At 31.7% G+C, this 22,041-nt stretch carries 22 protein-coding genes; 12 read left to right on the forward strand and 10 right to left on the reverse strand.

Annotated features, from left to right (window positions below):
- The first annotated feature begins 30 nt into the window (after window positions 1-30).
- From hemN to VBY68_RS09345, 9 genes are all read left to right on the forward strand, one after another.
- Window positions 31-1,392, forward strand: a complete 1,362-nt coding sequence (gene hemN, locus VBY68_RS09305; protein WP_415269555.1) for an oxygen-independent coproporphyrinogen III oxidase — start codon at window positions 31-33, stop codon at window positions 1,390-1,392.
- An 89-nt stretch (window positions 1,393-1,481) separates the two neighbouring features.
- Window positions 1,482-1,817, forward strand: a complete 336-nt coding sequence (locus VBY68_RS09310) for a hypothetical protein (protein ID WP_099214084.1) — start codon at window positions 1,482-1,484, stop codon at window positions 1,815-1,817.
- 112 nt (window positions 1,818-1,929) lie between these two features.
- Window positions 1,930-2,094, forward strand: coding sequence for a cbb3-type cytochrome oxidase assembly protein CcoS (gene ccoS, locus VBY68_RS09315; RefSeq protein WP_073184498.1), 165 nt, complete (start codon window positions 1,930-1,932; stop codon window positions 2,092-2,094).
- A gap of 33 nt (window positions 2,095-2,127) precedes the next feature.
- Window positions 2,128-4,329: a cytochrome-c oxidase, cbb3-type subunit I gene (gene ccoN / locus VBY68_RS09320; protein ID WP_099214086.1), complete on the forward strand. Its 2,202-nt coding sequence runs from the start codon at window positions 2,128-2,130 to the stop codon at window positions 4,327-4,329.
- 5 nt (window positions 4,330-4,334) lie between these two features.
- The gene (locus VBY68_RS09325; RefSeq protein ID WP_099214087.1) at window positions 4,335-4,502 is read left to right on the forward strand and encodes a CcoQ/FixQ family Cbb3-type cytochrome c oxidase assembly chaperone; all 168 of its coding nucleotides are present in this window, start codon (window positions 4,335-4,337) and stop codon (window positions 4,500-4,502) included.
- Between the two features lie 14 nt (window positions 4,503-4,516).
- On the forward strand, window positions 4,517-5,437 hold the full coding sequence (locus VBY68_RS09330; protein WP_099214088.1) for a cbb3-type cytochrome c oxidase N-terminal domain-containing protein: 921 nt from the start codon (window positions 4,517-4,519) through the stop codon (window positions 5,435-5,437).
- Window positions 5,438-5,468: 31 nt separating this feature from the next.
- Window positions 5,469-6,890, forward strand: a complete 1,422-nt coding sequence (gene ccoG / locus VBY68_RS09335) for a cytochrome c oxidase accessory protein CcoG (RefSeq protein WP_415269556.1) — start codon at window positions 5,469-5,471, stop codon at window positions 6,888-6,890.
- A 69-nt stretch (window positions 6,891-6,959) separates the two neighbouring features.
- Window positions 6,960-7,406 (forward strand): FixH family protein, encoded by a 447-nt coding sequence (locus tag VBY68_RS09340; protein WP_099214090.1) that lies wholly within the window; start codon window positions 6,960-6,962, stop codon window positions 7,404-7,406.
- On the forward strand, window positions 7,406-8,104 hold the full coding sequence (locus VBY68_RS09345; RefSeq protein WP_099214091.1) for a sulfite exporter TauE/SafE family protein: 699 nt from the start codon (window positions 7,406-7,408) through the stop codon (window positions 8,102-8,104). The genes VBY68_RS09340 and VBY68_RS09345 overlap by 1 nt, the downstream gene beginning before the upstream one ends.
- Before the next feature lie 36 nt (window positions 8,105-8,140).
- On the opposite strand, the gene VBY68_RS09350 is transcribed toward VBY68_RS09345, so the two are convergent.
- Window positions 8,141-9,445: a hypothetical protein gene (locus VBY68_RS09350; protein ID WP_415269557.1), complete on the reverse strand. Its 1,305-nt coding sequence runs from the start codon at window positions 9,443-9,445 to the stop codon at window positions 8,141-8,143.
- A gap of 129 nt (window positions 9,446-9,574) precedes the next feature.
- Between VBY68_RS09350 and VBY68_RS09355 the strand changes: the two genes are divergently transcribed.
- Complete coding sequence (locus VBY68_RS09355; RefSeq protein ID WP_099214093.1) at window positions 9,575-10,411, forward strand: universal stress protein; 837 nt, start codon at window positions 9,575-9,577, stop codon at window positions 10,409-10,411.
- A 61-nt stretch (window positions 10,412-10,472) separates the two neighbouring features.
- Here VBY68_RS09355 and VBY68_RS09360 read toward each other — a convergent pair whose 3' ends face one another.
- The 9 genes from VBY68_RS09360 to VBY68_RS09400 form a co-directional block, all read right to left on the reverse strand.
- Entirely contained in the window at window positions 10,473-11,177 is a 705-nt protein-coding gene (locus VBY68_RS09360) for a DUF4369 domain-containing protein (protein ID WP_121148354.1), read from the reverse strand.
- A 40-nt stretch (window positions 11,178-11,217) separates the two neighbouring features.
- The gene (locus tag VBY68_RS09365) at window positions 11,218-12,525 is read right to left on the reverse strand and encodes a DUF819 family protein (protein ID WP_099214095.1); all 1,308 of its coding nucleotides are present in this window, start codon (window positions 12,523-12,525) and stop codon (window positions 11,218-11,220) included.
- A gap of 42 nt (window positions 12,526-12,567) precedes the next feature.
- A complete protein-coding gene (locus VBY68_RS09370; RefSeq protein WP_121148357.1) occupies window positions 12,568-13,233 on the reverse strand; it encodes a DUF2490 domain-containing protein in 666 nt (221 codons plus the stop codon).
- 140 nt (window positions 13,234-13,373) lie between these two features.
- Entirely contained in the window at window positions 13,374-15,293 is a 1,920-nt protein-coding gene (locus VBY68_RS09375; RefSeq protein ID WP_124590938.1) for a S9 family peptidase, read from the reverse strand.
- 44 nt (window positions 15,294-15,337) lie between these two features.
- Window positions 15,338-18,532 carry a WD40/YVTN/BNR-like repeat-containing protein gene (locus tag VBY68_RS09380; protein WP_415269558.1) on the reverse strand — a complete coding sequence of 1,065 codons (3,195 nt, stop codon included), beginning with the start codon at window positions 18,530-18,532 and terminating at the stop codon, window positions 15,338-15,340.
- A 96-nt stretch (window positions 18,533-18,628) separates the two neighbouring features.
- The gene (locus tag VBY68_RS09385) at window positions 18,629-18,796 is read right to left on the reverse strand and encodes a type II toxin-antitoxin system antitoxin (RefSeq protein WP_081728321.1); all 168 of its coding nucleotides are present in this window, start codon (window positions 18,794-18,796) and stop codon (window positions 18,629-18,631) included.
- Window positions 18,797-18,934: 138 nt separating this feature from the next.
- On the reverse strand, window positions 18,935-19,435 hold the full coding sequence (locus VBY68_RS09390) for a hypothetical protein (protein WP_415269559.1): 501 nt from the start codon (window positions 19,433-19,435) through the stop codon (window positions 18,935-18,937).
- Between the two features lies 1 nt (window position 19,436).
- Complete coding sequence (locus VBY68_RS09395) at window positions 19,437-19,604, reverse strand: DUF4177 domain-containing protein (protein WP_121148363.1); 168 nt, start codon at window positions 19,602-19,604, stop codon at window positions 19,437-19,439.
- Window positions 19,605-19,622: 18 nt separating this feature from the next.
- On the reverse strand, window positions 19,623-20,483 hold the full coding sequence (locus tag VBY68_RS09400; RefSeq protein WP_415269560.1) for an SPFH domain-containing protein: 861 nt from the start codon (window positions 20,481-20,483) through the stop codon (window positions 19,623-19,625).
- A 122-nt stretch (window positions 20,484-20,605) separates the two neighbouring features.
- Here VBY68_RS09400 and VBY68_RS09405 point away from each other — a divergent pair, with 122 nt between their 5' ends.
- Together VBY68_RS09405 and VBY68_RS09410 are read left to right on the forward strand one after the other, a co-directional pair.
- A complete protein-coding gene (locus VBY68_RS09405; RefSeq protein ID WP_415269561.1) occupies window positions 20,606-21,394 on the forward strand; it encodes a S1/P1 nuclease in 789 nt (262 codons plus the stop codon).
- Between the two features lie 128 nt (window positions 21,395-21,522).
- On the forward strand, window positions 21,523-22,035 hold the full coding sequence (locus VBY68_RS09410; protein ID WP_124590935.1) for a TlpA family protein disulfide reductase: 513 nt from the start codon (window positions 21,523-21,525) through the stop codon (window positions 22,033-22,035).
- Window positions 22,036-22,041: the final 6 nt, after the last annotated feature.

Raw genomic sequence — 22,041 nt, forward strand, 5'->3', positions numbered from 1 at the left:
TGAAGAATGAAACAAAACATTATCAAGAACATGAACTCACTTATTCAAAAATATAACATTCCAGGACCTAGATACACAAGCTATCCAACAGTTCCATATTGGGATAACGAAACATTTTCAAAAGAAAAATGGATAGAAACTTTTAAGCGTTCGTTTATAGAAAGCAATTCCTCAGAAGGAATTAGCTTATATATTCATTTACCATTTTGTGAGAGTTTATGTACGTTTTGTGCTTGTCACAAGCATATTACAAAACGACATGAAATGGAAGATCCGTATATAGAAACCGTTTTAAAAGAGTGGCAGTTATATGTTGATTTAGTTGACGAAACACCTATAATAAAAGAAATACATTTAGGAGGGGGAACGCCAACATTCTTTTCAGAGAAACAATTAAAAAGGTTAATTGATGGAATTTTTATCAATGCTGAAAAACACCCAGACCACGAATTTAGTTTTGAAGGGCACCCAAACAATACTACAAAAGAACACTTGCAAACATTGTACAATTTAGGTTTTACAAGAGTAAGTTTTGGGGTACAAGATTATAATCCAAAAGTACAAGAAGCTATTCATAGAGTACAACCTTTTGAAAACGTAGAAAAAGTACACAATTGGGCAAAAGAAATAGGCTACACGTCTATCAGTCACGACTTAGTATTTGGACTTCCATTCCAAACAAAAGAAAACGTAATTTATACCATTAATAAAACAAAAGAATTAGAACCCGATAGAATTTCATTTTATAGTTACGCGCATGTTCCATGGGTAAAAGGAGTAGGGCAACGTGGATTTAATGAAGATGACTTGCCTAAAAATGAAGAAAAACGCGAGTTGTATGAAATAGGTAAAGAATTATTTGCCGAAATGGGCTATGTAGAAATAGGAATGGATCATTTCGCATTACCTACTGATAGCTTATATAAAGCTACCAAAGAAAAAACACTACATCGTAACTTTATGGGATACACCGCTAATAAAACACAGTTAATGGTAGGTTTAGGAATGTCGTCAATCTCTGATTCTTGGTATGGATTTGCACAAAATGTAAAAACTGTAAAAGAATACGAAAGAATTGTGAACGAAGGAGAAATCCCTGTGTTTAGAGGGCATATATTATCAGAAGAAGACTTAATAATAAGAAAGCATATTTTAAATATTATGTGTCATTTCTCCACTTCGTGGGAAGAAGAGCAATTACAGATAAAAAATGTAGAAGCACATATAGGAAAGTTAGAAGAAATGATAGATGATGGATTGGTTTCTATTGAAGGAAAAAAGTTAACAGTTCCTGAAAAGGCAAGACCTTATGTGCGAAATATTTGTATGGCTTTCGATAAAAAATTACATGAAAAACAGCCTGAAACAAAATTATTTTCAATGACTATTTAATTTGTTGGTAATTAGTGTTTTATAATGAGTATTATTGTGTTTTTACTAAAAAAATGATTAAATTTGAGTGAACCTAAAAACCAGGAGTTATGGAATCATTTGAAGTAAATTGGTCAAAGGAAGAGCTACACACCTATCTTTTTATCTATTGTATTAATGCAGATTTTAAAGAAACAAAAGAAGAACTCGAAGCCATTTCTTTAAGAACAAACCAAGAAACGTATAAGAAGATGCATAAAGAATTTGAAAAAGATAATGACTATGCTAGCATTCAAAAAATTAATAAATCACTCAAAAAATTAAACTACGGTAAAGAAGAAGTAAATAAACTATTTGAAGAAATAAAAGAATTATTTCTATCAGATGGTAGTTATGCTATTTTAGAGAAAAATCTTCTAAGAGGTTTACAAAGATTACTTAAATAAAGAGAACTTTTCGTTCTCTTTATTTTTTTTGAAAAAAAACTCAAACATGACAAAAGTCATATTTTAAGAAAACCTTCACAGTTACCTTTGAACTATAATTATCAGGCAAGATATGAGCGTTATTTACTTACTACTATCACTAAGTATTTTAGTGGCTATTATTTTCTTTATAGCATTTATTGTTTCAGTAAAAAAAGGGCAGTACGATGACTCGTACACGCCATCAGTTCGCATGTTGTTTGATGATGAACTGGTAAAAGAAGAAACAAAGAACTAACAATTAACAATAGATATTAAATTCAAATAGATTATGGAAATGCAACAATTTTATTACGATAATAAGATCGTAAAAAAATTCATCTACGCAACCTTACTATGGGGAATAGTAGGTTTTTCAGTAGGATTGTTATTGGCTTTTATGTTTTTATTCCCAAATTTAACTGACGGAATTTCGTGGTTAAGTTTTGGGCGTTTAAGACCATTACACACAAATGCAGTAATTTTTGCATTCGTAGGAAATGCCATTTTTGCAGGAGTTTACTACTCACTACAACGATTACTGAAAGCGCGTATGGCGAGTAATTTTTTAAGTAACTTTAACTTTTGGGGATGGCAGTTAATAATTGTTGCAGCAGCCATAACGCTTCCGTTAGGGTATACAACTTCAAAAGAATATGCCGAATTAGAATGGCCAATTGATATAGCCATTGCATTAGTTTGGGTAGCTTTTGGAGCTAACATGATTTGGACAATCTTACAAAGAAGACAACGCCATTTATATGTAGCAATTTGGTTCTACTTAGGAACTTTTGTAACCGTAGCGGTATTACACATTTTTAATAGTTTAGAATTACCTGTAAGTTTTATGAAAAGTTATTCAGTATACGCAGGTGTTCAAGATGCATTAGTACAATGGTGGTACGGACATAATGCGGTAGCATTCTTTTTAACGACTCCATTCTTAGGGTTAATGTACTACTTTGTTCCTAAAGCCGCTAACCGTCCGGTATATTCATATAGATTATCTATTGTACACTTCTGGTCGTTAATTTTCATCTACATCTGGGCAGGGCCTCACCACTTATTATATACATCATTACCAGATTGGGCTCAAAATTTAGGAGTAGCATTCTCTGTAATGTTGATTGCACCATCTTGGGGAGGTATGATCAACGGACTACTAACACTTCGTGGAGCTTGGGATAAAGTAAGAGTAGACCCAGTATTAAAATTCATGGTAGTTGCAATTACAGGTTATGGTATGGCAACGTTTGAAGGACCAATGTTATCATTAAAGAATGTAAATGCAATTGCACACTTTAGTGATTGGATTATTGCTCACGTACACGTAGGAGCCTTAGCATGGAACGGATTCTTAACTTTCGGTATGTTATACTGGTTAGTACCAAGAATGTTTAAAACAAAATTATACTCTACAGCATTAGCAAACTTCCACTTCTGGATAGGTACCTTAGGTATTATCATGTATGCATTACCAATGTATGTAGCAGGATTTGTACAAGCATCAATGTGGAAACAATTCAATCCTGATGGAACCTTAACATACGGTAACTTCTTAGAAACAGTAAATGAAATTATTCCAATGTACTGGATGCGTGCTATCGGAGGAAGTTTATTTATACTAGGAGCATTCGTAATGTTATACAATATTGTTAAAACTGTAAGATCAGGTAGTGAAGTAACAGATGAATTAGCAGAAGCAGCAGCATTAACAAAAGTGTCTAAATATAGAACTTCTAAAGAAGGGTGGCACACTTGGTTAGAAAGAAGACCAGTAAAATTAACAATCTATGCTACAGTAGCAATTTTAATTGGAGGTGTTGTTCAAATTATACCAACTTTATTAGTGAAGTCAAATATTCCAACTATAACAAGCGTACAACCATATACACCTTTAGAATTAGAGGGTAGAGATATTTATATCCGTGAAGGGTGTGTAGGATGTCACTCACAAATGGTTCGTCCATTCAGGTCAGAAGTAGAGCGTTATGGAGAATTTGCAAAAGCAGGAGAGTTTGTATACGATCATCCATTCTTATGGGGTTCTAAACGTACAGGACCAGATTTATTAAGAGTTGGAGGAAAATATAACGACAGCTGGCACTTAAATCACATGTACGATCCGCAAAGTACTTCACCTGGTTCTATCATGCCTTCATATCAATGGTTAGTAAGAGATAAACTAGATAAGAGTGATACAGAAGGCAAAATGAAAGCAATGGTTAGCCTAGGTGTTCCTTATACTGAAGAAGATATAGCTAATGCGCAAGCAAGTATGGAAGAACAAGGGGCTAAAATTCAAGAGAACTTATATGCTGATCCAGATTTTGCAACAAATTATGAAGCAGATAAAAAGTACGCTCAAGAAAACGGACAAACTTTCATTGAAATGAAAGATAGAGAAATCGTAGCCCTAATCGCTTATTTACAACGACTAGGTACCGATATTAAGATTAAAGATGTTGAAGATCAATTAAGCGCTAAAAACTAGAAAGCATGTTAAAGTTTGTAAAAAACCATATGGAAACAATTGCAGGTATTGAAATATACCCAATTATTTCACTAACTATATTCTTTACATTTTTTGTAGTGTTGTTTTGGTGGGTATTTACAGCCAAAAGAGAGTATATAAGTAGAGTAAGTAAATTACCTTTAGATAATTAGTAAAATTAAACAAGATGAAAAAATATTTTCAATCTATAGTATATATCATTTTTGTTGCAGTTACCTTTTTTGCTATAGTTACTGCGATTAAATCATACGAAAATCCATTTAGTCTATATGAACATCCGTTAGTATGGATAGCAATAGTAGGGCTTGTAACAGTAGTTGTGTTAAAAGAAGCTTTAAATATTGTATCACAACAAAAAGCGGAGCAACTTCAAATGGAAAAAGATGGTATTCAGCCAGAAGAAGTTGATAACTGGGCTTGGGCTAAGAAAATTATAAATAAATGGACAGAAGCTAAAGCCATAGAGGAAGAGGACGAAATTATACTAGATCATAACTATGATGGAATTAAAGAGTTAGATAATAATTTACCGCCATGGTGGCTATATATGTTCTACGCAACAATAATTTTTGCAGCCGTATATTTAGTAAGATACCATGTACTGGGAGCAGATAATCAAGAGATGGAATATGCTCAGGCAGTGGCAGAAGCTAAAAGAGAGTTAGCGGCATTTAAATCAAATTCTAAAGAAGCAGTTATCGATGCCGAAACAGTAACAGTTTTAACAGATGCTGGTGATTTAAGTAGAGGTAAAGCTGTATACAACTTAAACTGTGCTGCATGTCATATTGCAGATGGAGGTGGAGGTATTGGACCAAACTTAACCGATGAATATTGGATTTTAGGAGGAGGTATAAAAAATATCTTTAATACAATTTCTAATGGTGGTAGAGACGGTAAAGGTATGGTAGCTTGGAATAAAACGTTGAAGCCAAAAGATATTCAAAAAGTAGCAAGTTATATTCTCTCTTTACAAGGAACTACTCCTGCAAAACCAAAAGAACCACAAGGAGAGTTATATAAAGAAGAAGGGGCAGCTCCTGCTGTAGCTGAACCTGATGAACAACCAAAAGACAGTATTCAATAAATAGTTACAAATTAGTTTTTAATAGTTGATTATGGAAACACCCAAGAACGAACAATTTAGAGATAGTATTGGTACTATAAATGATGAAGGAAAAAGGGCTTGGGTGTTTCCAAAAAAACCAAGTGGTAAGTTTTATAAATACCGAAGCTATGTAAGCTATTTTTTATTAGCATTTTTATTACTAGCACCTTTTATTAAAATCAACGGAAATCAGTTTTTACTATTTAATGTTTTAGAACGTAAGTTTAATATTTTCGGATTTCCTTTTTGGCCTCAAGATTTTCACTTAATGGTGATTTCAATGATAATAGGAGTGGTGTTTATCATCCTATTTACTGTTGTATTTGGTCGAATTTTCTGTGGATGGATTTGCCCACAAACCATTTTTTTAGAAATGGTTTTCAGAAAAATTGAATATTTAATAGAAGGAGATAGAGGTAAACAAATTCGTTTAGCTAAACAAGCATGGGATGCTGAAAAAATAAGAAAAAGAATTTTAAAATGGGTAGTCTTTTTTATCATCTCTTTTATTATAGCAAACGTTTTCTTAGCGTATCTAATAGGAAGTGATAAATTAATAAGTTACATAACTGGTAACCCATTAGACCATATTAGTACTTTAATATCATTGCTAATTTTTACAGGGGTTTTCTATTTTATTTTTGCATGGTTTAGAGAACAGGTGTGTATTATAGCTTGTCCTTATGGTAGACTGCAAGGAGTACTGTTAGATAATAAAACTATTAATGTTGCTTATGACCACGTAAGAGGAGAAGGAAAAACAGGAAGAGGAAAATTTAATAAAAAAGAAGATAGAGCAACAACAGGAAAAGGAGATTGTATAGATTGTTTTCAATGTGTACATGTATGCCCTACAGGAATTGATATTCGTAATGGTACACAATTAGAATGTGTAAACTGTACCGCTTGTATTGATGAGTGTGATCACATGATGGAAAAGGTAGGCTTACCAAAAGGATTAATCCGTTATGCAAGTGAAGAAAACATTGTTAAGAAAGCACCTTTTAAGTTCACTGCAAGAATGAAAGGATACACAGCAGTATTATTCATTTTAATAGGAATTTTAGTAGGAATGTTGTTTTTAAGAAATGATGTAGAAGCAACAATTTTACGATTACCAGGTCAGTTATACCAACATAAAGAAAACGGGGTTATTAGTAATATTTACACTTTTAAAGTAGTAAATAAAACGACAAAACAGATTGATAATGTGAGTTATAAGTTATTGTCTCATAAAGGAAAAATAGAGACTGTAACGCATCAAGATTTTGAAGTACCAAAACAAGGGTTAGCGGAAGGAACTTTGTTTATAGAGTTACATCAATCTGAAATGAAAAATGACAAGGAAAAACTAAAAATAGGAGTGTATAGTGGCGATAAACTTATTGAAACAACTACAACCAACTTTTTAGGACCAAGAAGTTATAGATAAACCAGTCAAAAGGTTGGCAGGTTTTAGTAATACTAAAGACAAAAAACCAAAGACAAAAAAATAAATAAAATGAAACTAAACTGGGGCACGGGTATAGTAATAGCAATTATAGGCTTTATAGGCTTTATCATGTATTTTGTAATCACTATGAGTACAGGTAAAAATTATAACCACGATTTGGTAACTGAAAAATATTATCAACAAGAATTAGAATTTCAGAACAAATTAGATGCTACTAAAAATGCGAAAGCATTAAAAGAAAATATTAAAATAGAAAAAGTAACTGAAGGAATTAAAGTCCATTTTCCAACGGACTTTAATCCTAAAGATATAAAAGGAAAAGTGTTCCTATACAGACCATCTGATAAACAATTGGATTTCGAAATGCCTATTTCGATTTCCGAAACATATTTGCTCGTGCCTGAGAAACGTTTGTTGGGTGGTCGTTGGAACATAACAGTTTCCTGGAACTACAAAAATAAAGATTATTTATTTCAGAAAGAGTTGGTGTATTAATGTTTCTCTCAGCAATTATATTTGGTTTATTGGGAAGCTTCCACTGTATTGGTATGTGTGGCCCTATAGCCTTTATGTTACCTGTAGATAGAACGAATAAAGTAAAGCAGTTTTTTCAAATTACCAGTTATCATTTTGGACGCTTATTTACTTATAGTTTAATAGGTTTTTTGTTTGGTTTATTAGGAAAAGGGTTTTATTTCTTCGGATTTCAGCAACAACTTTCTATTATTGTTGGAGTATTAATGATTTTGGCAATCCTTGTTCCCAAAACCTTTCAAAAATACAACTTCTCAAATCCAATAAATAAATTGGTAATGAAGGTAAAATCTTCTCTGGGAAAAGAGTTAAAGAAAAAAGGAAACGATACCTTTTTTACAATTGGCTTTTTAAACGGTTTTTTACCTTGTGGCTTAGTATATATGGCAGTTTTTGGAGCACTAACTACAACAAATATGTTGTCAGGAAGCCTATATATGTTTCTATTCGGGTTAGGGACTATACCGTTAATGACAGCAGTAGTTTATGTAGGTAATTTTGCAAATGGCTTGGTGCGAAAAAGAATTCAACAAGCAATACCTTATGTTGTAGTTTTTATTGGAGTATTGTTTATTCTTAGAGGGTTAGGGTTAGGAATACCTTATGTTTCTCCACTCCCTGTAACAGATATTCATAATTCAGTTGAAGGTTGTCATTAATCATAATTAAAAACAGTCTAAATACTTATTTACTAGTTAGTTTTTTTGTTTATTAGTTATGCTAATACCTTGTGTTATATGGTTTCCTTGATTATCTATTATTACATTTCCTTTTAATGTAAAAGCATCATAAAAACTAAGAATTGTTTTGTTTGGTAAAAAAGTTGCATCCACAGTAACTTTACCATAAGCATCATTTAAAAAAGAATTGTTTTCTTCATTAAAATCCCATAGTTTATTTCCTGTTATAGTATCATATGCCGAAATGGTATAAGGAGTTTCTTTTTTTATGTTGACTTTGTGTCTAATAATAATAACACTATTTGTGTAAGAAATAATTTCAGCATTTAAAAACACAGCTTCTTGTAAAGTAGTAGCTAGTTGTTTCTTTTTTGCTAATAATTTATATCTATGTTCGTTTATGCGTCTTAAATAGTATGTGCTGTTAGTGTATTTGTATTGATCTGTGATTAAATTATCATCTGTATGCAAGTATAATACCTCACCGTAATTAGTTTTTATATAAATACTACTTTTTTGAGCAGGAGAGTAACTTAATTCGGCAATACCTCTTTTTTGATATTTTTCTGGCATCATACGATTTAAATCCTCTTTGTTTTTTATAATCATGGAGCTGTTAACCATGTCAAAAGCTTTTAAATAATCATTAGAAGCTTCTAATAACCACAGGGTATTTTTTGCATTAAAAGTGTGAATACTACTACCAGGAATAACTAATTTTTCAAATAAAACAGTATCTACTTTGGTGGTGTTAAATTTTCTTACAACTAAAAATGAAGAGTCATTGCTTACGGTTTTGTGTTCTTTAATATAGCTACCTTTTATTTTTTGTATACCTATTTCCCAAATTTCATTATTAGGATTATATATACGCTCTTTAAGTACATAAGCACCTCTTTCATTAATGTTTAAAAAAGAATCAATATTTATGAATTTGGGCATAAAGTAGAAGCTAACAACAAGTAGTGTTAAAATAAAATCTCTTTTGGCTAATTGCATTTTTTGTGCTTTAAAATTTAAAAAAGCAGCAACAGCAGAAAATACTCCAAAGTAAAAAATTAGAGCAATAAAAATCACTAAAAGTAAAGGAAGGGCTATATATAAACCATCATTATTTAATACAAAAAAATCAAAAGTCCACCCATTTTGTCCTGGTTTATATGAATAATGTGTACTGGTATATGCTATAGGTCTATTAAAAAAAAGACGATTGGGTATGGTAATAAAGAACTTTAATAAAATACCTAAAATAGAAACGACCATTAAAGAAATAAAGGCACGTACAATAACGCCCACAAATTTAGAAGAGTTTTTATTCATAACAAATGTAAAATTTAAGAAAGCAAATGTATAGAATATATAGTGGTTTATAAAGTGACAAAAATCATAGTTTTACTAATAAAATTTAGGTAACTTTATAGGAGACATTAAACCTAAAAGTAATAAATCATGAAAAAAATTATAGTCCCAGTTGATTTTTCTGAATATTCTGAAAATGCTTTACAAACAGCAGCTTTTTTAGCAAAAAGATCAGATGCTGAGGTATTGGTAGTACATATGCTTGAGTTGTCTAACGCTGTCTTAAGTCAATCAGAAAGTTATTTACAGCAAGAAATGCTGTTTTACTTAAAAATGACTGAGAAGAAATTAGCAGAATTTTTACAGAAAGATTATTTATCAGATATAAAAGTAACCCCAATTATAAAGCACTTTAAAATTTTTAGTGAAATAGATCAGTTGGCAAGAAATGAAGGGGCAGACTTGATAGTTATGGGATCTAAAGGAACTAGTGGTTTAAAAGAAATGTTTATAGGTTCTAATACAGAAAAGGTTATCCGTTACGCACATGTACCTGTATTAGTAATTAAAGAAGAGCCAATAGTAAAACAAATAGAAAAGGTATTGTTTGCTTGCGATTTTTCTGATGACGATGTGAAACCATATAAAGAAGCAAAAGAATTTCTTAAGAAATTTAATGCAGAAATAGAACTAGTGTATGTGAGTACTCCAACCTCTAAATTTAAAAGTACAAAAGAGTTAGAAGAAAGAATGAAGCGTTTTTTCAATCAAACTAATGAAAGTTATGAAGAATGCGCACAGAAAGTAAAAATTATTTCTGATTACACTGTAGAAAAAGGAGTGTTTTACTACGCCAATAAAATAAACTCAGATGCCTTAATGGTAGCTACACATGGTAGAAAAGGAGTAGCACACTTTTTTGAAGGAAGCATTTCAGAAGATATTGCTAATCATAGTAAATTACCAGTGCTGTCTTTTAAAATTTAATGCACAGAAAATAAAAAAGCTCATTCAATTTGAATGAGCTTTTTTTTATAAGAGGAAAATTTTACTTTTCTTCTTTAGCTTTTATATCATCTACAAATTTTTGTAAACGTTTACCATATTCAGAGCTTTTAACTTTATCTGTTAAACTGTTATTAATAGTATCTAAAAGTTGAATGTTAGCATCATATAATTCAGATAATGCAATATATGGTGCAGCTTCACTATCAGCGTTTGCAATGGCAAAGTTTGTAGAGAATAGGTAACGACGACGGATCATTTTTTTGTAATCAGCTTCTACCTGCTCTAATTGTACTTCATCCTGGGCTTGACGAGCTTCAACTTCTTTTTTAACAAAGTCTAAACGTTGATCTATAAATCGTTGGTTTATTTTACGGTATTCATCCATAACTTCTTGGTTTTTAGAACCTTTAATTTCAGGCTTAAAACCAAATTCTTCAATTTTATCGTTTATAGTAATTTCACCTTCTTCACCAAAAAACATTATGTGTTTGTCTGTGGTATTACCATCAAAAGTTAAGTAATATATTACAGGAGATTCAACATTATCTGTTAGTATAAATTTATCATCACCTAACAACGCCATAGAATCAACAGATACTAATAATGTATCCTTCATTTTTTGAAGGTATAAAGTACCTTTTTTTAATCCTTTAATTTGACCTTTAACAACCATGTTCCCTTCTTTTTTAGAGGAACAAGCAAAAGCAACAAGTGCAATTGCGAAAAGAGCAATAATTTTCTTCATTGAATTCAAAATTTGTCTGTTGCAAATATGCAGATTTCTCCTAAACTTTTGAGGCTATTTCCATTAAAATTGTACATAGGATTGCACCTACAGTACCGATAGCGTATCCAAAAACGGCTAATAAAACACCTACAGTAGCTAAAGAAGGGTGAAAAGCTTGTGCTACAATTGGAGCAGAAGCAGCTCCTCCTACATTTGCTTGACTTCCTACAGCTAGGAAGAAATATGGAGCACGAATTAATTTAGCTACTAATATTAATAACCCAGCATGAATAGCCATCCATACTAAACCAATAAAAATTAAATTGAAATTATCAAAAATTAGCGTTAAGTCCATTTTCATACCAATAGTTGCTACTAAAACATAAATAAAAATACTTCCTATTTTACTAGCACCAGCACCTTCGTAATTTTTAGCTTTAGTAAAAGATAAAACAACAGCAGCAATTGTTGATATACTAATTAACCAGAAGAAATTTGAACCTAAGAAAGAGAAAATGTTTCTCATAGTTTGAGACTCCATACTCGCTGTTAAAGAAGCAAAAACATCACTTAAATATGCTCCGGCAAAATGGCCAAAACCAACAGTTCCAAAGGCAATAGCAAGCATAATTATAAAATCGGTTAAAGTTGGATTTCTTTTAACACTCTGAGTAAAGTTAGAAACTCTTTGTTTTAAATCTTCAATAGCAGAGGTATCAGCTTTTAACCATTTGTCTATTTTGTCTTTTTTACCAATTCCAATTAAAATGATTGCCATCCAAATATTAGCTACTACAATATCAACAAATACCATTCCTCCATATTTAGCAGGATTGTATTGGTAAATTTCCAACATAGCAGTTTGGTTAGCTCCACCACCAATCCAGCTACCAGCTAAGGTAGAAAGTCCTCTCCAAACAGCATCAAAACCTGCACCGCCAACTGTTTCTGGTGAAACAGAAGATATTAATAAAATAGCTATTGGCCCTCCAATTACAATTCCTATAGTACCTGTAAAAAACATGATTAATGCTTTAGAACCTAAGTTAAAAATAGCTTTTAAATCGATACTTAAAGTCATTAAAACTAAGGCAGCAGGCAATAAAAATCTACTAGAAACATAGTATAGTTGTGATTTGTTTTTTACGACTTCGCCAGCAGCACTAGTAGTTTCCCATTCAGGAGAAATAATACCAAGTGTTGTAAAAATAGCAGGGATAAAATAAGCCATAAATAACCCTGGGACTATTTTGTAAAACTTAGGCCAAAACCCTGAAGTTTTTGATTCTGTATAAAATACAAAACCTAACGAAATCATTAAAATACCAAATACGATTGCATCGTTTGTAAAAAGAGGTGCTTCCATTTAAAAATAATTTGTCGCTAAAGTATGAAATAATAGTTAGTTCTATTTTCTATGATCTGTGCTGATTGCAACTCCTAATTGAATTCTATTAAAGTTGCCAACCTCATTTAGATTTATCAGTTGATATCCTGCTTGAAGCTTAACTATGTCAGATACTTTGTATTTAAAACCAGCTCCAAACCAGTTTTGATTATAGGATTCACCCTTAAAATCTAAAAAAGTTTCATTATACAAATATGTAGACCATTTTTTATCGATAGGATGACTTAAAGCTAATTGATATCGGAAAAAATTACCAGTTGTTGATTCAAAAAAACGTTGTTCTCCTCTAAAACGATGTGCTAAATTTAAGCTAGCTATTTTATGCTTTACATTTAGGTCTTCATAAATTCGATGTTCGTTAAAATCGCCCGCGTCAATACCAAAAGTTCTATCTGTATTTAAGAAAGCATATCCTACGGTAGCGCTTAAAGTTTTGTTGAATTTATAATTACCACCTAAACGTCCAATGAATTGCTGTATATCGTCTCCAATTTCAAAAAAACGGAAATGCGCCATGCTTTTTAAACTAAACTTCTCAGAAATTTGATGAGATCCGTTGTACATATACCATACACCTAATTCTTTTGTTGGGTCTGGGGCTACTGATTGTTGAGCGAAATTGTTTAATGAAAATAAAGTGATAATTAATAAAGTTAACTTTTTCATAATTGTTAAAGTGGTTGTTTGTTATATTAAAAATCCCCTACATATGCGGTATATGTAGGAGATTCAATTGTTATATGAGCAAAAATAAAAACCAGAGTTTTCTTAAGAAAAATTAGAATGTTAAAATTGCGCCAACTTGTTTATAATTCATCATTTTTAATAGGTTCCTCTTTTTTTAGATAAGTATCTAAAAATTGTAAAATTCTACTATTAGCTTCTATTTGATTTTCCTTTTTAACAAAACCATGTCCTTCATCATCAAAAAGAACATATTCTACAGGAACACCATTTTTCTTAACTCCAGCTACAATTTCGTCTGACTCTACTTGTAAAACTCTTGGATCTTTAGCTCCTTGTAATACCATTAATGGTTTGGTTACTTTATCTGTATGAAATAAAGGAGAAATTCTTTTCAATCTTACTGAGTCTGCAGAGTGTGGATCACCTAACTCTTTGTATAAAGCTTCTCTAAAAGACTCCCACCAAGAAGGAATGCTTTTTAAGGTGCGCATCCAGTTCGTAACTCCGTAAATGTTTACTCCAACAGCAAATTCTTCAGGAGTATATGTTAAAGCTGCCATTGTCATATAACCTCCGTAAGACCCTCCTATGATTCCTATTTTTTCAGCGTCTATTTCTGGTTGTTTTGCTAACCAATTTTTACCCTCTACACAATCTTGCAAATCTTTTTCTCCGTGGTTTAAATCATCCATAGTAAAAAAGGTTTTACCATATCCGCTACTACCACGATTATTAACAGCCAAAACAGCATATCCGTGGTTTACTAAATATTGAATTCTTGAACTAAAGTTTTGACGTGATTGCCCTCCAGGACCTCCGTGAACCCAAACCAAAGCAGGCACTTTAGTATCTTCTGAAGCTTGATGTGGCAAGTAGTAGATTGCAGGAATAGTTACTCCATCAAAAGAAGGGTAACGAATTACTTTCGCTTTTACTAAATCTTCGGGGTTAATTTCTTTATTTAATACATCAGTTAGTTGTGTTTGCTTTTTTGTTTTTAAGTCATACACATATAAGTTAGAAGGAGTGTTAGAGCCACCAGCATAAAAACGCATCATGCTTTCATCTCTAGAAAAACCAACACTAGTAATGCTTTTTCCGTTAACATTAGGTAGTTCTATGTTTTTACCAGCTTTAACATCATAAACTTCAATTACATTCTTAGCATCTTCATTAATATATGTTACTCTGTAGCTACCATTATTGGTAAAGTAACTTCCAGAAATATCCCAGTCTTTAGCTAATACTTTTTCTGTTTCGTTGGTACTAATAGTATATTTCATTAAGGTAGCAAATTCACCTTCCGCATCTGTTGTATAGTAAAACTCAGTATCATCAATAGAAAAATCAGCTGCTGAATTACCACTTAATCTTAGGTTAATTTTAGTGATTACTTTGGTGGTTCTGTCAAACAAAAACAAATCACTATCGTTGGTGTTAACTGTTTTGCTTAGTGCTAACATGTTTTTGTTGTTTGATATAGCCGAAACGTTATAACCTTCTTTGTTTTCATAAATCATTTTAGGAGTAAAAGTTTCAAGATCCATTTCGTAGAGATCCATAAAGCGATTGTCTCTTTTGTTTGAAGTAAAAAAGAAGCTTTTTTCATCTTTAGCCCACCCAAAAAAGCTAGCTCTAGCTCCTTTAGTTGGTGTTAAATCTTTAATGTAACCATTAAGTTCTCTTAAAAAGATGTGGTAAATTTCATCACCATTATTATCCATTCTAAACAGCATTCTTTCATCTTTTGGAAAATAAGAGGTTGCAAAAACTGAAGAGCTATCTGATTTTGTAATAGGCTCTAACTCACCACCAGAAGTTGAAACAGTGTACATGTTATAAATTCCTGAACGATTACTAGTTACTAGTAATTTAGAGTTATCAGGAGAAAAACTTCCTCCAAAAACATTTTCGTTATCCATCATTTGCTCAATAGAGTATTTTTTGAGTGTTATGATGGCTTTGTCAGAATCTTTTTTATCCATTTTACAGGCAACTACCGAAAAGGCAATGGCAAGTAGTAAGAAATGTTTTTTCATAAGTGTATGTTTGGGTTATTAATTTTTGTTTTTAGTAAGCTTTTTTATTCTAAACTAAATTGCTTGGTTTCTTTAAAAGGAGACAAGTCTATTTTCTCAACTTCAATCTTATATTCTTTCCAATCTTTATCAAAGAAAGTATTGGTTTTTTCTAGTGCTGGTTTTAGTGCTTCTTTAAATTGAATAATTAATTGTTTTTCTGTAGAAGTTTGTTCTCCAAATCTACTATTAACGTATCTGTTAGCTATTCCTAAACGTTGCGTAACATTCATTTCTGGGTTTCGTGTAATACCCTGTCTTTTGTCTATCTTACCTAAATAAACAGCTAAAAGTGTATCTATTTTCTTAACTATATCTTTAGAATATTTAATTGATTCTTTGTAAAGTTTTTTGTCTTTTTTAGATAGTTTTTGATTGAAATTATTTGCAATATTTTTACTCTCAACTAACTGTTTTACGACATCAGCTATAATTTTTTGTTGAGACTCTAAGTCTTTGGCTGTTGCATATTTTTGATCGATTGCGTTTTGAGAAATACGAAGTCTAGGATCAAACTTTACAGTAATATTTTTTTCTGATGTTTGGTTACCAAACGTAGCTTTTATTCTGTAAGTACCAGGTTTTACTTGTACACCCCTAGGTTCTCTTTTTTGTTTTCTGATTGTTCTTGAAGGTCGAGGAACACCTTTTTCACTCATAAACCAAACACCTTTGTGAATTCCATTTTCTTTAGGAGTTTTTCTTTTAAAAGTTCGAATAAGCCTGTTACCATCAAAAACTTCAAATTTGATAGAATCCCATTTTACAGTATTTTCATCCTCCTTTTTTAGTGGTTTCTTATCTTTTTCATCAGGTTTTTTTGTTGATTTTGGTTTATTCACATAAAACTGAACCAAAGCACCACGACCTCTGTTAGTTCCATTAAACATAGCATCAGCACCAAATCGGCTACCAGTGGGTTGTTGGTATGCTGCTTGATATGCTGTTGGTGGTGTGAATAACTCAATATTTTTGGTAAGAATATTTTTGTCTTTAGCTAAAGCTCTTAATGGACGAATATCATCTAATACCCATGCTGCTCTACCAAAAGTACCAATAACTAAATCGTGTTCTCTTGGGTGAATTACTAAATCTTTTACAGGAACTGTAGGGAAACCTTCCGTCCATTTAGTCCATTTTTTTCCTGCATCAATAGAAATATACAAGCCATCATCAGTTCCCAAGAAAAGTAAATTTGGCTCAATTGGGTCTTCAATAATACATTGTGTAAAGCTTTTTACGTCATTTTCATCAACAATACGTTCCCAAGTTGTTCCATAATCTTTAGTTCTGTAAGCATAAGGTTTATAGTTAAAACGACGATAATCGTTAGCAACTAGTAAAGCTTCTCCTTTATTTTTGTTAGATGCTTTTATTTGCGTAATCCAACTGTTTTCTGGTAATCCTTTTAGGTTTTTGGCAACATTTGTCCAAGTTGTACCTCCATTTTTAGTAATATGTACTTGTCCATCATCAGTAGCAGCCCACAACATATCTTTTTCAATAGGAGATGGCTCAATTACTAAAACAGTACAGTGGTTTTCTGCACCAGTAGCATCCATGGTTAACCCACCACTTTCAGATTGTTTGAGTTTACTTTTATCATTTGTAGTTAAGTCTGGAGAAATTACCTTCCATGTTAACCCTTTATCAGTTGATTTATGTACAAACTGACTTCCAAAATATAGTGTAGAATTATCAAAAGGATCAATATTAATAGCAGCATTCCAATTGAAGCGTAGTTTTACATCAGCATCAGGATGTGTTGGACGAACGGTATAGTTATTACCTGTTTTATAATCGTAACGAGATACATATCCTTGTTGACTCATAGACCAGCCATAACGCGAGTCGTCTTTATCAGGAATAACATCAAAACCATCTCCAAAGCTAATCTCTTGCCAATAAGAATTTCGTATTCCTTGTGCTTTCCATACATAAGCTGGTCCTCTCCAAGAACCATTATCTTGCATACCGCCATACACATTATATGGAAACTCATTATCTACATTAATATGATAAAATTGAGCTACTGGTAAATTACCAATAAAACGCCAAGTTTTACCACCGTCTTTGGTAACATTCATTCCTCCATCATTTCCATCAATCATAAACTTTCCATTTTTTGAGTGAATCCACCAAGCATGATGGTCTGGGTGAATACCGTTATCAACTCCATATGCAGGCATGAGTTGTTTAAAGTTCTTTCCTCCATCAATAGAAACATTTATGTACGTAAAAACAGTATATAACTTATGTTCGTTTTGAGGATCTACATAAATTTCTGAATAGTAAAAAGGTCTATTTCCAATGCCTTTTTTATCATTAATCTTTTTCCAAGAAAAACCACCATCTTCACTTTTATATAAAGCATTTTTTTTTGCTTCAACAAGAGCATACACAGTATTTGGGTTCGAAGGAGCGATTGCTACACCAATTCTACCTAGTTCACCTTTAGGGAAGCCTTCTTTTTCGGTAATTTTCTTCCAGTTATCGCCACCGTCATGGGTAATGTATAAACCGCTTCCTTCACCTCCAGATTTAAAAAACCAAGGATCTCGTTTGTGTTCCCACATAGCTACTATTAGTTTATTAGGATTGGATGGATCCATAATTAAATCAGCAGCACCAGTTTTGTTATTGTTGAATAAAATTTGTTTCCAAGTTTTACCACCGTCGGTAGTTTTATATACACCACGTTCTTTATGTTCTCCCCAAGGAGATCCGATAGCGCCTACGTATACAACATCCGGATTGTTTGGGTGTATAACTACACGGTGTATGTGACGTGTTTTTTCTAATCCCATTGATTTCCATGATCTACCACCATCCAGAGATTTAAAAATTCCATAACCACCATTTAAACTATTACGAGGATTTCCTTCACCAGTCCCTGCCCAAATTACACTAGGATTGGATTGTTGTATGGCTAAAGCACCAATAGAAGCAGTTATTTCTTTATCAAAAATGGGTTCCCATTTAATACCTCCTGAAGTAGATTTCCAAATACCTCCTGAAGCTGTACCAACAAACATAATATCAGGGTTAGATTCTACAACATCAATGGCTGTTACACGTCCGCTCATTCCACCAGGACCAATATTTCTTGGTTTCATGTTTTTGACTAAATCCATTGAGAATTCTTGAGAAAAAGCAGCACAAGAGAAGGTTATAAATAGGAGATAAAAAAGTTTTTTCATAATAGTTAGTTGCTTGTAATTTAAGTTTGTACAATGTACAAAATAGAAAACGCCCAATAAAATTGGACGTTTTTTTTAACAAGTTCTTAAGATTTGTTATTCTTCTTCTTTCTTTTTAGGTTCTCTTTTGGCTTCTTTAAGTGCTTGCATAAGCATCCATTCAATCTGCCCATTGGTAGATCGAAATTCATCTGAAGCCCATTTTTCAATGGCTTTTAACATATCTTCATTAATGCGGAGTGCAAAAGCTTTCTTTTTTGCCATGTTGTGTTTTATAATAGTGTTTTTTTGAAACGCTAAAATGGTTGCAAAAATACAATTTCAAATTTCTTTTAATTTACAGTAAAGACATTATAAAGGTTAAAATATATACTATTGTAATAGTTATTACTTGTATCATTATTAGTTGATTTTGTATTGATAGTTTTCTAATACATGTTTAGCTTCTCTTTCTTTTTTTGTTCCTATCAATAACTTTTTTCCGTTTTTAAGTTCTAGTTGAATACCAATGGTTCCTGAAATGTTAATAGCAGTTCCTTTTTTTCTATTCCAAAGTAAACCGCTTTTGAATCCCCAGCCGCTATATTCGCCAATAGGATCATAGGTTCTGATATATGCTTTATTAATTTCAGACCAAGCTATTTTTTTTAAAGAAAAGTGAAAAGGAAAAAATTGATAATGAATTCCATATTCATCAATTCTTGTCGTTAGTTTAAAAATAAAGATAAAAGCAAAAGAAGCAACAATTCCAAGAAGAACAAATATAAACTCAGTAGAACTCATTGTTGAATTTTGTTGTGTATATTCTTTAATGATAAGTGTAACAGATACAATTAGGCATAGTGCTAATAACACTAACAGCCATAGTTGAGTAAATTGTTGTTCTTCTTTAAAAACTTTCATTTTATCGGTTTTTATCTCTTTCTAAAATGACTTCAATATTACCGTCACTTACTTGGTATGTACTAGCAACTCGCCAACCTTGTTTCGCATAATTGTTAATTTCATCTTCAAACTTTTGTCTTCCGTTAGACCAACTAAATTTTCTATGTATAATTTTATATTCTTTCATTAGTAAGTAATAGTTTTTTTAATGATTTAAAGTTCCTGCATTTACTACTGGAGAAGCTTCTTTATCTCCACATAAAATAACCAATAAATTGCTAACCATCGCAGCTTTACGTTCTTCATCTAAATCAACAATCTCTTTTTTGTTTAATTCTTCTAAAGCCATATCAACCATATCAACAGCACCTTGTACAATTTTATGACGAGCTGCAACGATGGCTGTAGCTTGTTGACGTTTTAACATAGCACTTGCAATTTCTTGTGCATAGGCTAAATAACCAATTCGTGCTTCTAAAACCTCAATACCTGCAATAGCTAACCGTTCTTCTAACTCTTTTTCTAAAGCTTCACTTACTTCGTTTACACTAGAGCGTAGTGTAATATCTTCTTCGTGTCCCTCATCAGCAAAATTGTCATATGGATACATACTAGCTAGTTTTCGTACAGCAGCATCTGTTTGTACACGAACAAAATTCTCATAATTATCAACATCAAAAGCAGCTTTATAGGTTTCTGTAACTCTCCAAACTAAAATGGTACTTATCATTACTGGGTTTCCTAGTTTATCATTAACCTTTAAACGCTCACTATCAAAATTACTAGCCCTTAACGAAACAGTTTTCTTTTTGTATAGTGGATTAGCCCAGTATAAACCATTTTGTTTTACAGTACCTACATATTTACCGAAGAATAATAGAACTTTTGAAGAATTAGGATTCACTAAAATGAAACCTAACGCTAAGATAAATGCTAATACAGAGATTAATATAAATATTGGGTTTTCGCTTTTTACTGCTAATGCGATTCCGCCAATAAAAAGAATAAGTACAATAAAAAACATTACGTACCCATTTGCTGGTTTGATGATTTTTTCTGCTTTCATGTTTGTTTTATTTAAAGTGATATTAGAATGATATCATAAAGATATAAATTAAATTTTGTTAAATCCAAATTTTTGATGATTATATTTTATAATTTAGCTTCCGATTATAATTTAAAACGTTCATGAAGACAAAATTTTTAATAGTACTAGCTGCATTGTTAGTTAGTATTTCGTCAATAGCTAACAACGAAGATATTTGGGGACCAACAGGTCATAGAGCTACTGGAAAAATTGCAGAAAAACATTTGACTAAAAAAGCTAGAAAGAAAATTGAAAAATTACTACAAGGTGAGAGCTTAGCGTTTGTATCTACTTATGCAGATGAAATAAAGTCTGATAGAAAGAAATATGGTAAGTTTTATACTTGGCACTATGTAAATATGCCATTAGATGCTCGTTACGAAGAAACAGAGAAAAATCCGAAAGGAGATATGATTACTGGTATAGAGCAATGTGTAAAAGTGCTAAAGGATGAAAATAGTTCAATTGAAGACAAACGTTTTTACTTAAAAATGTTAGTGCACTTAGTAGGTGATTTACATCAACCTATGCATGTTGGACAAAAAGAAGATTTAGGAGGTAATAAAATTCAGGTTCAATGGCATGGAAAAGGATCTAATTTACACAGAGTTTGGGATGAAAACTTGATTAATAAGTGGGATATGAGTTATGTTGAATTAGCTGATAATGCAAGAGATTTATCTAAAGAGCAAATCAAAGTAATTCAAAAAGGAACTGTTGTAGATTGGTTACATGATACACACAAAATTACTAAAGAGGTGTACAAGTCTGCTGAAGTAGGAGAAAACTTACGTTACCGTTATTCGTATGTTTATTTTCCTGTAGTTAGAGAACAGTTACAAAAAGGAGGTTTACGTTTAGCTAAATTACTGAATGAAATTTTTTGTTAGTAGAACAAATAAACGATAATAATAAGAGCTCGGAAATTGTATTTCCGAGCTTTTTTCTTGTTAATATTTAGTTAATTCTATCTTTTTAATGTGATAAACAGTTAATTTTGAGAGAAATCGTTTTAAAAATGTTTAGAAGTAAATTCTTACTAATAATTATAGTAATTGCTCTTTTTAGTGGAAAAATAACTAAAGCTCAAGTTAAAACCACACCTAAAACAATTAAGATAACCACTTTAAATTACGAAGAGTTAAAACCGTTTTTACATAAAAATAATGATAAAACTTATGTAGTTAATTTTTGGGCTACATGGTGTATGCCTTGTGTAAAAGAGTTACCTGCTTTTGAAAAACTTTATAAGAAATATAAAAACAAAGATGTTGAGGTTGTTTTGGTGAGTCTAGATTTTTCTAAACAAATAGAAACGAACTTGATACCATTTATACAAAAGAAAAAGCTACAATCTAAAATACTTCATTTTGAAGATTCAAATGAACAGTTTTGGATACCAGATATTGCTGAAAATTGGTCTGGAGCTATACCAGCTACGTTAATTTACAATTCTAACAAAAGAAAATTTTACGAACGAACTTTTAGCTATAAAGAGTTACAAAACGAATTACAAACCTTTTTAAACTAAATAATT

The organism is Tenacibaculum ascidiaceicola, assembly GCF_047470925.1.
GTDB lineage: Bacteria > Bacteroidota > Bacteroidia > Flavobacteriales > Flavobacteriaceae > Polaribacter > Polaribacter discolor.